This window comes from Acinetobacter sp. 22301, assembly GCF_052045285.1.
Classification (GTDB): Bacteria; Pseudomonadota; Gammaproteobacteria; order Pseudomonadales; family Moraxellaceae; genus Acinetobacter; species Acinetobacter pittii.
In genome coordinates this window covers 46,906-60,021 of the sequence record NZ_JBQEOR010000001.1, presented here as the reverse complement: position 1 = coordinate 60,021, position 13,116 = coordinate 46,906, and the positions used below count along the sequence as shown (strand labels likewise).

Here is a 13,116-nt window from a genome sequence, read left to right as displayed (position 1 = left end):
TTGTCATGTTGAGAAAATATCTATTCCTGACTAAACCAGGAATTCTCTTCGGTAATTTCATTACCACCTTGGGCGGCTTTTTCTTAGCCGCCCAAGGCTCTATAGACATCTTATTATTACTTCTCACCCTACTTGGAACAACTTTAGTTGTGGCTTCTGGTTGTGTAGTTAATAATGTTATAGATCAAGATATTGATACAAAGATGCAGCGCACTCAAAACCGTGCACTTGTTAAAAAAACAATCTCTCCTACTGTTGCGCTGATATATGCATTAGTGCTTGGAGTAATTGGTTTTAGCATTTTGTGGTTCGGTGTAAATGGTTATGCATTTTTGTTTGCAATGATTGGTTTTATTGTCTATGTCGGTTTTTATAGCTTGTGGACCAAACGTACTTCAATCCATCAAACCGTCATTGGTAGTATCTCCGGAGCGAGCCCTCCTGTTATTGGTTATACAGCAGTAACTCATCAATTTGATGTGGCAGCCTTGCTTTTGTTTTTAGCATACGCTTTATGGCAAATGCCTCACTCTTGGGCAATTGCAATTTATCGTTTTGATGATTACAAAAATGCGGGAATTCCAATTTTGCCTGTAGCACGTTCTATTTATCGTACGAAAATTGAATGTGTAATCTATATCCTATTATTTGCAGCTGTTTTAAATGGGTTATATTGTTTTGGCTATACCAATGTATTCTTTTTAATTACCTTTAATGCTTTGACTGCATATTGGTTATATTTATCAGTTATTGGATTTAAAGCCGTAAATGATCAATTGTGGGCTAAACGTTTTTTCCTTTACTCGGTCATATTAATTACCCTGTTAAGTTTGAGCTTTAGCTTTACCTATCAATCCCCTGCTCCAAATCTTCCTCTCTTTTAAACAAGAGAGGATTTCCTCTTTATAGTAAAGAAGTTTTACTTTTCTGATCAAAAGATTTGTTTTTAGTCGAACTTTTACCTATAATTCAGCCTTCGCAATTTTTGCGACATAACTTATTAAGTTATGACTCCTTGCTTCTAATTTTTTTATTAGGGGCTGTTTAAACCGTAAGGAGCTGACAATGCGTCATTACGAAATCGTACTTTTGGTACACCCAGACCAAAGCGATCAAGTTGTAGGTATGGTTGAACGCTATATCTCTCAGATCAAAGAAGCTGAAGGTCAAATTCACCGTTTAGAAGATTGGGGCCGTCGTCAATTGGCTTACCCAATTAACAAAATTCACAAAGCGCACTACATTCTTATGAATGTTGAATGTGGTCAAACTACGCTTGATGAGTTAGAAGAATTATTCCGTTATAACGACGCGATCATTCGTAACCTTATCATCCGTCGTGAACACGCAATCACTGAAGAGTCATTGCTTGCTAAGAGTGCTGAAGAAAAGCGTGCGCGTAAAGCTCAACGCGAAGAAGCACAGCAAGTTGCTCAAGAAGCTGAATAAGGAGAACATCAATGGCACGTTTTTACCGTCGTCGCAAGTTCTGCCGCTTTACAGCTGAGAATGTTGCGTACATCGACTACAAAGATATCGACACTTTAAAACAGTACATCACTGAAAACGGCAAGATTGTTCCTAGCCGTATCACTGGTACTAAAGCTCGTTATCAACGTCAATTAGCACTTGCTATCAAACAAGCTCGCTATTTGTCTTTGATTCCGTACACTGACAACCATAAGTGAGGTGATCTGTGGACGTTATCTTATTACAACGCATTAAGAACCTTGGTAAATTAGGCGATAAAGTATCAGTTAAAGCTGGTTACGGCCGTAACTTCCTTATCCCTCAAGGTAAAGCAGTTGCAGCTACTGAAGCTAACACTGCTGCTTTTGAAGCTCGTCGTGCTGAACTTGAGAAGCAAGAAGCTGAAGTTTTAGCTGCTGCTCAAGCACGTGCTGAACAATTGAATGAAGTTAACATCGTTATCACTGCTAAAGCTGGTGACGAAGGTAAACTCTTCGGTTCTATCGGTACTCGTGACATCGCTGACGCATTAACGAATGCTGGTCTTACAGTTGACCGTGCAGAAGTTCGTTTACCAAATGGCGCGCTTCGTCACACTGGTGAATTCAACATCGCAATCCAATTGCACCATGATGTTGTTGCAGAAGTTCTCGTTACTATCGTATCTGAGTAATTTCTCATCAAAAAAAGAGCATGCTTTTGCATGCTCTTTTTTTATGTTTCAAATTTTAAAATAAGATATATTAATTCCTGATCAGTTCTTCAGTTTAATTGGTTTTTTAATTAGGTAGTTTATTTAATTTTGTTTTAAGATAGTTCTCGGCTTTATAGCCTCTTTGTGTACACCTTTCTTTATCATCAGGTCTAATTATGTCTCAGGCGAATGCCACTTCTTTAGCGCTTTCATCTCCAACAGAAAATAAAACGAGTGAATCAGGCCAACTTAAAGAGTTTCGCACTCCCCCACACAATTTAGCTATTGAACAGGCTGTTCTAGCTGCCCTGATGACAGTTGCCGAATCTTTCGAACAAGTTAACGATGTACTCAAAGAAAATGATTTTTACGCGACTCGCCATAAATATATTTTTCGTGCAATCGAGAAATTAGCACAAGAAAACTCACCCTATGATGCTGTCTTAGTAAGTGACTGGCTCTTAAAACAAAATTTACTTGATGCTATCGGTGGCGAAGAATATTTAATGCAGCTCATGGCTGACTCACCTTCAAGTTTCTATAACTTAGAAACTTATGCTACTAAAATTAAAGAATTTTCTACGCTTCGTAGCATGATTAAAGTTAGTACTGAAATTTTACAAAATGCTTATGACACGAAAGGCCGCGGTGTTAGTGAAATTTTAGACTTAGCTGAAACAAGTATTTTCTCATTAGCAGAACAGCACAATAACAATAAAAAAGATGCTGGTCCAAAATCTATTAGTTCTGTTACCGCAGACGTAATTAGTAAGCTTGATGAGCTTTCAAAATTAGATGGCAATATTACAGGTTTAACGACTGGCTTCTTAGAACTTGATAATAAAACATCTGGTATGCAACCTGGTGACTTAATTATTGTTGCTGCACGTCCATCGATGGGTAAAACTACTTTTGCCATGAATCTGGTTGAGAGTGTTTTGCAATATAACAAGTTACCTGCTCTGGTCTTTTCAATGGAGATGCCAGCAGACTCGATTGCGATGCGTCTTATTTCCGCAATGGGTAAAGTCCATCAAGGACATTTACGCTCTGGTAACCTCGATGCAGATGAATGGACCAAAGTGACTGGTACAATTTTGCAGCTTCAGCAAATGCATCTGTATATTGATGACTCATCTGCCCTACCTCCAACTGAACTCCGTGCCCGTGCTCGTCGTGTTGCCAAAATGCATGATGGTAAAATCGGTTGTATCATGGTCGATTACTTGCAGCTCATGAAAGTCCCAGGCATGGGTGATAACCGTGTAGGCGAGATCTCGGAAATTTCACGTAGCTTAAAAGCGTTAGCGAAAGAAATGCAATGTCCTGTTATTGCACTTTCCCAGCTTAACCGAAGTCTGGAAAACCGTCCAAATAAACGTCCTGTAATGTCCGACTTACGTGAATCCGGTGCGATCGAGCAGGATGCCGACTTAATTATGTTTATTTACCGTGATGAGGTTTATAACAAAGAATCAAAAGAAGCCGGCACTGCAGAAATTATTATTGGTAAGCAGCGTAACGGTCCAATTGGTTCAGTTCGTCTTGCTTTTGAAGGTCAATATACTCGATTTAGTAATCTCTCTCCTGAGTATTACAGCCAATATGATGATGAAGAATAAGCTCTATCTCTAGCCCAAAGGAGTAAATGAGGGTGCGCCAAGCAACAGTTTATATTGACCGCAATGCAATTCAATATAACTTAAACCGTGTCAAACAACTTGCAACAAATTCAAAAATTGTAAGTATGGTAAAAGCCAATGCTTATGGACATGGAATCAAAGACTGTTTAGCAGCCTTAAATGCATCAGATGCCTTTGGTGTCGCCTGCCTACAAGAAGGTCTGGAAATCCGTGAACTCGGATTTCAACAACCTGTTACTTTAATTGAAGGGGTATTTTCTGAAGATGAAATGCCAATTGCGATTAAACAAAAATTTGAATGTGTCATTCACCATCCACAACAATTTGAATGGTTGATTAAACACAAACAAGCATACATCAGCCAAGGCTTAAAAGTCTGGGTGAAACTTAATAGTGGGATGAACCGGTTAGGTTTTAAAAATCCAGAAATTATTGAAGTTATTAAGACTTTAAAATCTGAAGGATTTACTTGTGTACTTGCGATGCATTTCGCAAATGCAGATGTAGACCATCCACTTAACGAGCAACAAAAACAACAATTTCTACAGGTTAAACAAGCTTGTGATCCAGTGTTAGCTTCTTGCTGTAACTCTGCTGCTATTTATAAATGGCCAGAGTTACATTTTGATTATGTTCGTCCGGGTATCATGCTTTACGGCGCCTCGCCTTTTGCAGATAAAACAGTCCATGATCTTGACTTAAAACCAGTGATGACTTTTTCAGCAGAAGTGATTGCACTCAATCATATTCAAACTAATGAACATGTCGGTTATGGATCAACTTTCTGCGCCACGCAAGCAATGGATATTGCAATTGTTTCTATAGGTTACGGTGATGGTTATCCACGAGCTTATATTAAACAAAACTATGTCGCTATCGATAAACAACTCTGTGCGGTTGTAGGGCGCGTGAGCATGGATATGATTGCAATTGACGTGACAGGCAAGCAAGTAAAATTAGGCACTCCAGTTGAACTCTGGGGTCCGCATCGCCTAGTTGATGATGTTGCGGATGCAAACGGAACGATAGGATATGAGTTACTCTGTCGATTAAGCAATCGCCCCACTCGTAAAAGCACTTAAATAATAAAATATAAAAAAATCCAAGCATGCTTGGATTTTTTTATGTAAACATTCAAAATTTATCGCCAGTAATCATCTGTAGGCTTTGGCATTTCCTGTAATCCCCGACGAAGAGTATCTGACCATTGTTTACTAATCTGTGAGAAATAAGGATCATCTTCAGTTATTCGTTTTCCCATAGGGATAACAAAGCTATCTTTAATGTATACCAATGCATCAAGTGGTAAGCCAACCGAAACATTTGAGCGCAAAGTCGAATCAAAAGAAATCAGGCTACAACGTAATGCGTCGTCTAGTGGCATTGCATAATATAAAGCTCGATCCAGAATAGGCTTTCCATATTTACTTTCACCTATTTGGAAATAAGGTGTATCTGTAGTTGCGCAAATGAAATTGCCTTGTGGATAAACATTATAAAGTTGCATGTCACCACCCTTAATCTGCCCACCCACCAAAATACTACAGGCATAATTCATTTGTTCTTGGGTGTCCGAACTAATATCCTCTAAAACAGTTTTTAAGGTTTTACCAATTAGTTCAGCCGCCTCAAACATCGTATTAACACTATATAAATTAGGCTCTTGCTGCAAAGTCAGGGCATTTTGTAAATGACCTATAACAGCTTGCGTTGTTGCTAAGTTACCTGCAGTTTGCAAGGCAATAAAACGTTCTCCGGTAACGCCGAAAGTATGCAGTTTTCGGAACACAGAAATATGGTCAACTCCTGCATTGGTTCTTGTGTCACTAATAAACACTAAACCTTGTTCCAATCTTAACGCACAACAATAGGTCATTTCATTCTCTTTACATTCAACATGCCAACACTTGAACCACAGACATCATATTCTCAACTCCACCTTGCTCTCTTATGCCACGAATAGGTGCCACATCAAGATAGTCACGTCCTACTGCAAGGTAGATATGATGTTTGGGTGTAAACAACTGATTGCTTACATCAAAACAATACCACTGATTTTCTAAAAATACCTCCGCCCAAGCGTGACTGGCAAGGTGCGGATAGTTTTGATCAAATAGATAACCAGAGACATAACGTGCAGGTAATTGTAGCGCACGACACATCGCAATTAAAATGTGAGCATGATCTTGGCATACACCTTGACCAGCATGAAATGCTTCGATCGCAGTTGTCTGAACCGAAGTACTTTCAGGCTGATAAAGTATTTTTTGCAAGATATATTCGCTTAATAACGCAATATGCTGTCGATCCCTAACCACTACAATATTTTTAGCAAAGTCCAACATTTCCGAATCACATCGAGTTGCACCTGTCATCTGCAAAAACAAATTTGTAGGTGTAGAGAGATCTACACAACCTAGTTCTACATTTCGAAGCTCAACAATTCCTTGGGCCATAAATGTAAGATGTTGATATGGATAACGCTGACTAGCCGTCATCCATACATTGTTAAATATATCTCTCTTTATTGTTTTATCACCCGGCACGCTAATTGCCCAATTCATAACATGTTGGTGAGGCGATGTTTGAGGCATCATTTTAATATACTGAATGCTGTTCCGAGCAGTTTCAGTATAGCTATAATGCGTTTGATGATTAACCATCAATTTCATAATCAGCCCTCAAACATATTTTCCAACTGCTGTGTAAAAGTATAATAAGCGTCCCACGTAAGTTGCTGCTTTAGTGCTTGCCAATTTTCATTTATATTTTCCCAATTCAAATTAGCGAGCTGTTGCACCATAGTATCTAGCTCTGATATGAGAACAGATAAATCTTCACCAAAACGCAGTTCTATATCAAATTGCTCTATTTTTTGGCCTAAATGCAAAAATAAACGAACATCTTCATGTTCCGCTTCTAGTATTCGTGTGCATTGTTCGACTGCTTTACTCAATGCATCAGGTTGAGCTTGAAGCGTATTAATCACATTATTTAATTCTGCATAAGCATGTGATGACAAAATACCTCTTAGTTCCTGAATATTATCTTTAGCAATAATGAGCTGGTTCAGTAATGAAAATGTTTGCTTCTTGTCTAACATATAGTGATTTAGTAATTCAGCATTTTCTATGACCAAACCAAATGCTGCTGCAAATCTTGTTGCTTTCTCATCTTCTGTAAAGGGTAAATGAGAGGCTGCAAATTTAACTCGCATCAAATATCGACCCAACCAATATATTTGATGCGCACTCGAATTGAGTAAAACCATAAAGTTCCTCTTTAACCCACAATCAGGAATGTAATGTTTCAACAACCCATGTATCTTTTATACCGCCACCTTGAGATGAATTTACGACCAAAGAGCCAGCTTGCATAGCTACGCGTGTTAAACCACCAGGTACAATCTCTGTACGATAAGGTGAGCTCAACACAAATGGACGCAAATCAATATGACGTTCCGCTACTCCGCCTGTTGTTAAAGTTGGAGCGACAGATAAAGCTAAGGTAGGTTGTGCAATATACATATGAGGCATCGCAATCAATTTTTTTCTAAAGTCATCAATTTCGCATGAGCTTGCTTTAGGTCCAATCAACATGCCATATCCGCCCGAACCTTGTGCTTCCTTAACGACTAATTGATCAAGATTAGAGAGTACATAGTCTAAGTGTTCTTCTTTACGGCACTGATAAGTGGGTACATTTTTTAGAATTGGTGTTTCATCTAAATAATATTGAATCATTTGATCTACATAAGGATAGATAGATTTATCATCAGCCACACCCGTTCCAGGTGCATTTGCAATCACGACATTTTTTTGTAAATAAGCAGACATAAGACCTGCTACGCCTAAAGCACTGTCTGGTCGAAATGCTAAAGGATCTAGAAAGTCATCATCTAAACGGCGGTAAATTACGTCTACTTTTTGACGCCCACGAATAGTTTTGACAAATACTTGATCATTTTCTACAAATAAATCCCGATTTGTAACCAATGGCACATCCATTTCACGTGCTAGAAAAGCGTGCTCATAATAAGCACTATTAAAACGCCCTGGTGTTAGCACCACAATAAAAGGTTGATCTGCAGAAGAATTTTCTTGCAATATTTCTTTTAAAAGTTTTGGATAATGCTCAATCCCCTGTAAATTATTAGCTGTACATAGCTCAGGCATTAATTTCTGGCTAATATTTCGGCTCTCAATCATATAAGACACCCCAGAAGGTGTTCTCAAATTGTCTTCTAATACAAAAAACTCCCCTTCACCATCACGGATAATATCGATCCCGCTAATTTGTGAATAAATTTTTCCTTTTAAAGAATGTTTAAGCATATGGGGTTGAAAAGCATCATTTCCCATAATTTGTTCTTCGGGAATGATTTGTTCTTTTAAAATATGTTGTCCATGATAAATATCATCTAGGAAATAATTTAATGCTTTAACACGCTGTGCACAGCCTGAGGCAATTTTTTCCCATTGTTTTTTCTCGATTACTCTTGGAATTAAATCAAAAGGAATAGTGCGCTCCGTTCCTTCTTTATCGCCATAAACATTAAAAGTAATCCCATGATAAAGAAAATGCTGTTTTGCTTGGGTATTTAACTCCTTTAACTCATCTAAAGTACGGATGCTCAACCATTGTTCAATTTTTTTAGAAGCTGCACCATTTGATGTTACATCATCAAGCATCTCATTAAAGAACTGTGATTTAAGTTGCTCAAAGAGATTAGTTTGCACAGAAATATGTTCTAAAAAAGAGGTTGGGTTAATGAGTGCTGTTGTTGTCTGCTCTTGTATAAAAAAATCATTATCTAGATGTAATTCATGCTCTTGTTCTGACATAACCACCTCGTCTTATCATTTATCTATATTTCATTTTTAAATAAGCAATTTCAGTGCCACTTATATATCTGTAATACTTGTACGGCATCATTGTTATAACTTTCTTCTAAATCTTATCATCGTTTACCCAATGGGCTATAAACTGAATCTGACAAACTTGCTAAATCTGTAAAGATTTTTTATTGTGTTGACACCAAAGCAATTGGATATAGATGTATTACGCTTATGTCTGTAATAGAAAAAGAAACTTCGAATAGTTTGTATCGCCAATGGCAGATCTTGTCTCGCCTACCGACCGGCAAATGGATCGGGACTCGAGAATTGCAAGAAATGCTTGAGCGTGAAGGTATTGATATTAGTTTAAGGACTATTCAGCGTGACTTAAATCAAATTGCTCAGCGTTTTCCGATAGAGAGCAATAAAGCCGTACCTCAAGGCTGGCGGTGGCAATCAGATGCACCTATTCAAAGCTTACCTCACATGACAAGTTCTCAAGCGGTAACCTTTATGATGGTTGAGGAGCACCTTAAGCACCTCCTTCCTCCGAGCCTACTTGATGAGATGGGCCCATGGTTCGATTTGGCCAAACGTAGTCTCTCTACACAAAATAATGTGAGACAGTGGATTAACCGTGTACGTATTGTTCCGGCAAGCCAACCGTTAATTCCACCTGTAGTTGACCGAAATGCTCAACAAGCAATTTATGAAGGCTTGCTCCAAGACAAGCAAATAGAATGTATTTATCGGGCACGAGTCAATCAGGGTGAAGACAGAACTTATGTTTTAAATCCTTTGGCTTTGGTACAAAAAGGTGCAGTCATTTATTTAATTTGCACACGACATGACAAAACTGAAGTACAAACATTTGCTCTGCACCGTTTTAAATCAGCAAAAGTATTAGACAGTCGAGCACTGCATCCAGTTAATTTTGATATTGATCATTATATTGACTCGGGGGCTTTAGGCTTTAGAGTGGACTATAACCAACCAACTGAATCAATTCAGCTCACCTTAACCATAACGGAACAAACTGCGAAAACCTTTTATGAAAGTCAGTTAAGTAAAGACCAAACCATTACTCCACTTGAAGAAAATATTGTAGAAGTTTCAGCGACCGTACCTTTTACATCTCAACTAGTATGGTGGCTACGTAGTTTTGGTAAGAAATTACTGCATATTGAGCCAGTACAAGTACATAATGCTGTGCGAGAAATTGAAACTGAGAATAAATAGATATAAAAAAGAGAACCGTAAGGTTCTCTTTAGATTTTGAATTATAATTTTCTTAATTTTATATTGTTCTTATATTTTTACTTGTTTTCAGACCAATGTGTTTTCCCCCACCAAAACTGATCTACTCTTTCTTTTGCGCTATTTTGAACATGAGCATTGGCATGCCATTTCATATCCATTGTAGCGAATTGATTTCATTGTCATCATTAAAGCCCTCTTGTTTGAACGTGAATTCAATATAACTGGCGACTTAAAATATGTGAAATAAGAAAAAAAGGAAGCGAAATCTCTTTTCTTCCTTAGGAAGTTTCCATATATTTTTTGAATAGAAAATAAAAAAGCCCAGTCTCAACTGGGCTAGAAAATTACGCTAAAAGATTAAACACTAATAAAGCCAATATGATCACTCTTGAAAACTGATTCACTAGCTTTAAATGAATAGGATAATAACTTAATAACCAAAGAATTAATAAAGCAGCAAAGCTCAGTGTGCCGATCCAATAACATATACCGATAGACTTTCCCCACTGATAAACTGAAAGAGCCAATGCAATTACTAAAATGCTATAACCAGTGATCAAATACCAAATATTGTATTTTTCTTGCAAAACTTTTTGAAACACTTGTTGTTGATGACGAGACATAGAAAAACAAATGTGTAAAAAACCAAGCAGACACAAAAAATAAATAAGGAAAAAATCAATCATTGGCCTTCTCCTCGCATAGCAGCACTTTCAAGGTTTATATTTTTTTTAGTTTTGTGAATACCAGCTACTTTGTGATTTTTTACTTTATAAAAAATAAATAACAAAATCATTCCAAGAGCCAAACTCATCAAATCAAAAGTTGCTACCACCCATTGAGCCTCTGCAATACTGCTCCAGATTACTCGTCCACCTGTTAAAGCATTTAATAGAGGAATAACACAAAATAAAATAGCACCGAACAAAAGTTGCTCTAACCAAGCATTTCGATGTGGGCGTAAAGCTGCATGTAGCAGAGTTAACAGCCATACGATAAAGAAAATTTTAATTTCTAAAAAACTACGATTTTCAGTGGTAACTGGAATTAAACGGTTTGCATAAAAATAACCAGCTGTCGCAATTAATAAACCAGAAATTGATGCAATATTTAAAACCTCAACCAAACGATAGCCAAAATTTTTATAGCCCTGCTTTTGTTGCTGAGGTGCACGTTTGACACACCAGAGAATTAATCCTGATGCAACCATCACTGTTCCTAAAATTCCTGAAAAGAATAATAACCAACGTAGTCCTAAATCAACGCCGCGGGCTTCATGTAATACAGTAACAGTATTATAAATACCGATAGGAAAACTAATTTTAAGCTGTTGAGGCTGAGAGATTAACTCACCTGTAACACCATTAAAAATTAGTGTTGGAACAATCGCTCGATTTAAAATACTTTCTGAATATGTAGCACGGATTTCTACCTCACTATTTTGACGGTTTGGTGAAATGATATTGAAGGATGCAACTGGATTTTCACCCCATAATTTTTGTGCTTGAGCTAACATTGCTGTTAAATCAGCAAGAGGTACATTTTTAACCTCCAAACTACTTCTCTTTTCCCCTTCACTATGTCCATTGCGTTTACTGCTATCAAGTTTTTGTGAACTAGAAGCGAATTCAGCAGATCGGATAGTTTCTCCATTCAGCTGCGCGCGCTGTGCTTGTAAAAAATGCAGCCTTCCCTCTGGAAATAAAGCAGAAACACCGTAAGGCATTAGTGAATACATCAATAATAGTAAGCCACTAAATGTAATCATAATATGAAATGGCAAAGCTAGTACTGCTGTTGCATTATGGCCATCCAACCAAGAACGCTGCCCTTTGCCTGAACGAAATGTAAAAAAATCCTTAAAAATTTTTTTATGTGTAATCACACCACTGATAATCGCGACAAACATAAGTACTGTCGCGATACCTACAATCCAACGTGCCCAGCTACGAGGCAGGCCATAAAGCTCAAAATGAAAACGGTAAAGAAAACCACCTCCACGAGTTTCACGTGGCTGAAGTTTTTCACCAGTGACTGAATCCAATATGACACGCTCACCACCTCGACGTGCTCTTGGATCTTCGTTTTCACCACGAATCGTAATATCAGTCGTGGTACTCCGTGCATTTGGCAAATTGATATTCCATGCAGAAGCATTTGGAGCATTTTGCTGTAAATAAACGATAGCTGATTGTAATTGCTGAGACTGATCTTTACGATTTATGGACTGATGTAGTTCAGGCTTCATCCAAATGGAAATTTCATTTTGAAAAAAGCTTAATGTTCCCGTCACAAAAATTGCATATAGCAACCAACCTAGAATTAGACTCGCCCAAGTATGTAACCATGACATTGACTGACGTGGGCTTTCTGTATTTCCATCAATACGCATTATATTATTCCTTTCAATCCCCAATAAAATATAAATAAGAGTACTGATGGAATCACAACTCCCCAAGTTGCTCTTTGCGTACTATGATTTATAAAAACCCATATAAATACAGAAACATAAATAATGAAGGCTAACATTGTTGCAGATAAAACAGCATCTACAGGATGAGCTTTGAATAAATAACTCAATACAACACAGGCTAAAGCCGAAAGAATATATCCACCGATACCAGCTAAGATAAATCGATAAAAAATCATCCATCTATATTTTGCAGGAACTACTTTATGTTTTACTTTTCTTTTAATCGAACTTTCTTCTGCAATTAAATTGCATGGTTCAGTCGTTAACATATGAGACACCGAGATAACTTTAATTTAAAACTATTGCTTATATAAAGTCAGTTCTAGACCTATAATATCCGGAGGTAAATCTTCAAGTATTTTTTCAAGTTTCTTATTAATATTTTCATCATGAAATAAAACAGATAAGCCTGTTTTTGAATCAAAAATATTAATACCTACTCGTTGATCTGCAGATTTATAAATACTTTTGTTTTTACCGTAGAATATTCGCTTGATTAAGCCATGATTTTCTAGATCGGCTAAAATACGATAAATAGAACCTATACTGATCTTTTCTTTTCCAGCAAGCAGCACATACATATCTTCTGCAGTTAAACCTTGCGGATTTTCTATAAGCAAATGGAAAATTACAACACGTGTACGTGTAGCAGTTAATCCATTTGATCTTAGTTTAGAGGCAATATTCATTTTGCAATTTGATATGAAAAAGCTAGCTAGAACATATAGCTAGCTTTTA

The 13,116-nt window shown here is 37.3% G+C and carries 15 protein-coding genes; 7 read left to right on the top strand and 8 right to left on the bottom strand.

Annotation, left to right across the window (positions count from 1 at the left end; genetic code table 11):
• Positions 1-5: 5 nt before the first annotated feature.
• From cyoE to alr, 6 genes are all read left to right on the top strand, one after another.
• Positions 6-884, top strand: coding sequence for a heme o synthase (gene cyoE / locus ACTJJH_RS00300; protein ID WP_005073589.1), 879 nt, complete (start codon positions 6-8; stop codon positions 882-884).
• A 181-nt stretch (positions 885-1,065) separates the two neighbouring features.
• Complete coding sequence (gene rpsF / locus ACTJJH_RS00295) at positions 1,066-1,449, top strand: 30S ribosomal protein S6 (protein WP_002119610.1); 384 nt, start codon at positions 1,066-1,068, stop codon at positions 1,447-1,449.
• A gap of 11 nt (positions 1,450-1,460) precedes the next feature.
• Positions 1,461-1,688 carry a 30S ribosomal protein S18 gene (rpsR, locus tag ACTJJH_RS00290; protein WP_000090661.1) on the top strand — a complete coding sequence of 76 codons (228 nt, stop codon included), beginning with the start codon at positions 1,461-1,463 and terminating at the stop codon, positions 1,686-1,688.
• 8 nt (positions 1,689-1,696) lie between these two features.
• On the top strand, positions 1,697-2,143 hold the full coding sequence (gene rplI, locus ACTJJH_RS00285) for a 50S ribosomal protein L9 (protein WP_000382591.1): 447 nt from the start codon (positions 1,697-1,699) through the stop codon (positions 2,141-2,143).
• A 197-nt stretch (positions 2,144-2,340) separates the two neighbouring features.
• Entirely contained in the window at positions 2,341-3,786 is a 1,446-nt protein-coding gene (dnaB, locus tag ACTJJH_RS00280) for a replicative DNA helicase (RefSeq protein ID WP_002119718.1), read from the top strand.
• Between the two features lie 32 nt (positions 3,787-3,818).
• On the top strand, positions 3,819-4,889 hold the full coding sequence (gene alr, locus ACTJJH_RS00275; RefSeq protein WP_017480829.1) for an alanine racemase: 1,071 nt from the start codon (positions 3,819-3,821) through the stop codon (positions 4,887-4,889).
• A gap of 59 nt (positions 4,890-4,948) precedes the next feature.
• Here alr and ACTJJH_RS00270 read toward each other — a convergent pair whose 3' ends face one another.
• Genes ACTJJH_RS00270 through ACTJJH_RS00255 form a run of 4 tightly spaced genes read right to left on the bottom strand, consistent with a single transcriptional unit; the run spans position 4,949 to position 8,651 of the window.
• Positions 4,949-5,683, bottom strand: a complete 735-nt coding sequence (locus ACTJJH_RS00270; RefSeq protein ID WP_002119721.1) for a proteasome-type protease — start codon at positions 5,681-5,683, stop codon at positions 4,949-4,951.
• Between the two features lie 16 nt (positions 5,684-5,699).
• A complete protein-coding gene (locus ACTJJH_RS00265) occupies positions 5,700-6,479 on the bottom strand; it encodes a transglutaminase family protein (protein WP_017480828.1) in 780 nt (259 codons plus the stop codon).
• Positions 6,480-6,481: 2 nt separating this feature from the next.
• Positions 6,482-7,078, bottom strand: coding sequence for an alpha-E domain-containing protein (locus ACTJJH_RS00260; RefSeq protein ID WP_032035534.1), 597 nt, complete (start codon positions 7,076-7,078; stop codon positions 6,482-6,484).
• 22 nt (positions 7,079-7,100) lie between these two features.
• Positions 7,101-8,651 carry a circularly permuted type 2 ATP-grasp protein gene (locus ACTJJH_RS00255; protein ID WP_032005405.1) on the bottom strand — a complete coding sequence of 517 codons (1,551 nt, stop codon included), beginning with the start codon at positions 8,649-8,651 and terminating at the stop codon, positions 7,101-7,103.
• 225 nt (positions 8,652-8,876) lie between these two features.
• Here ACTJJH_RS00255 and ACTJJH_RS00250 point away from each other — a divergent pair, with 225 nt between their 5' ends.
• Entirely contained in the window at positions 8,877-9,884 is a 1,008-nt protein-coding gene (locus tag ACTJJH_RS00250) for a helix-turn-helix transcriptional regulator (RefSeq protein ID WP_069031174.1), read from the top strand.
• A 365-nt stretch (positions 9,885-10,249) separates the two neighbouring features.
• On the opposite strand, the gene ACTJJH_RS00245 is transcribed toward ACTJJH_RS00250, so the two are convergent.
• Genes ACTJJH_RS00245 through ACTJJH_RS00230 form a run of 4 tightly spaced genes read right to left on the bottom strand, consistent with a single transcriptional unit; the run spans position 10,250 to position 13,067 of the window.
• On the bottom strand, positions 10,250-10,591 hold the full coding sequence (locus ACTJJH_RS00245; RefSeq protein ID WP_050688037.1) for a DUF3325 domain-containing protein: 342 nt from the start codon (positions 10,589-10,591) through the stop codon (positions 10,250-10,252).
• On the bottom strand, positions 10,588-12,297 hold the full coding sequence (locus ACTJJH_RS00240; RefSeq protein WP_440600528.1) for a PepSY-associated TM helix domain-containing protein: 1,710 nt from the start codon (positions 12,295-12,297) through the stop codon (positions 10,588-10,590). The genes ACTJJH_RS00245 and ACTJJH_RS00240 overlap by 4 nt, the downstream gene beginning before the upstream one ends.
• Positions 12,297-12,647 (bottom strand): hypothetical protein, encoded by a 351-nt coding sequence (locus ACTJJH_RS00235; protein WP_064785204.1) that lies wholly within the window; start codon positions 12,645-12,647, stop codon positions 12,297-12,299. The genes ACTJJH_RS00240 and ACTJJH_RS00235 overlap by 1 nt, the downstream gene beginning before the upstream one ends.
• A 30-nt stretch (positions 12,648-12,677) precedes the next feature.
• Positions 12,678-13,067, bottom strand: coding sequence for a Fur family transcriptional regulator (locus ACTJJH_RS00230; protein WP_064785205.1), 390 nt, complete (start codon positions 13,065-13,067; stop codon positions 12,678-12,680).
• Positions 13,068-13,116: the final 49 nt, after the last annotated feature.

Coding starts and splice junctions, on each gene's coding strand:
- ACTJJH_RS00260 (WP_032035534.1), bottom strand. CDS start 7,078: ATGGTTTTACTCAATTCGAGTGCGCATCAAATATATTGGTTGGGTCGA.
- ACTJJH_RS00230 (WP_064785205.1), bottom strand. CDS start 13,067: ATGAATATTGCCTCTAAACTAAGATCAAATGGATTAACTGCTACACGT.
- cyoE (WP_005073589.1), top strand. CDS start 6: ATGTTGAGAAAATATCTATTCCTGACTAAACCAGGAATTCTCTTCGGT.
- ACTJJH_RS00265 (WP_017480828.1), bottom strand. CDS start 6,479: ATGAAATTGATGGTTAATCATCAAACGCATTATAGCTATACTGAAACT.
- dnaB (WP_002119718.1), top strand. CDS start 2,341: ATGTCTCAGGCGAATGCCACTTCTTTAGCGCTTTCATCTCCAACAGAA.
- rpsR (WP_000090661.1), top strand. CDS start 1,461: ATGGCACGTTTTTACCGTCGTCGCAAGTTCTGCCGCTTTACAGCTGAG.
- rpsF (WP_002119610.1), top strand. CDS start 1,066: ATGCGTCATTACGAAATCGTACTTTTGGTACACCCAGACCAAAGCGAT.
- ACTJJH_RS00255 (WP_032005405.1), bottom strand. CDS start 8,651: ATGTCAGAACAAGAGCATGAATTACATCTAGATAATGATTTTTTTATA.
- ACTJJH_RS00235 (WP_064785204.1), bottom strand. CDS start 12,647: ATGTTAACGACTGAACCATGCAATTTAATTGCAGAAGAAAGTTCGATT.
- ACTJJH_RS00240 (WP_440600528.1), bottom strand. CDS start 12,297: ATGCGTATTGATGGAAATACAGAAAGCCCACGTCAGTCAATGTCATGG.
- ACTJJH_RS00270 (WP_002119721.1), bottom strand. CDS start 5,683: ATGACCTATTGTTGTGCGTTAAGATTGGAACAAGGTTTAGTGTTTATT.
- ACTJJH_RS00245 (WP_050688037.1), bottom strand. CDS start 10,591: ATGATTGATTTTTTCCTTATTTATTTTTTGTGTCTGCTTGGTTTTTTA.
- ACTJJH_RS00250 (WP_069031174.1), top strand. CDS start 8,877: ATGTCTGTAATAGAAAAAGAAACTTCGAATAGTTTGTATCGCCAATGG.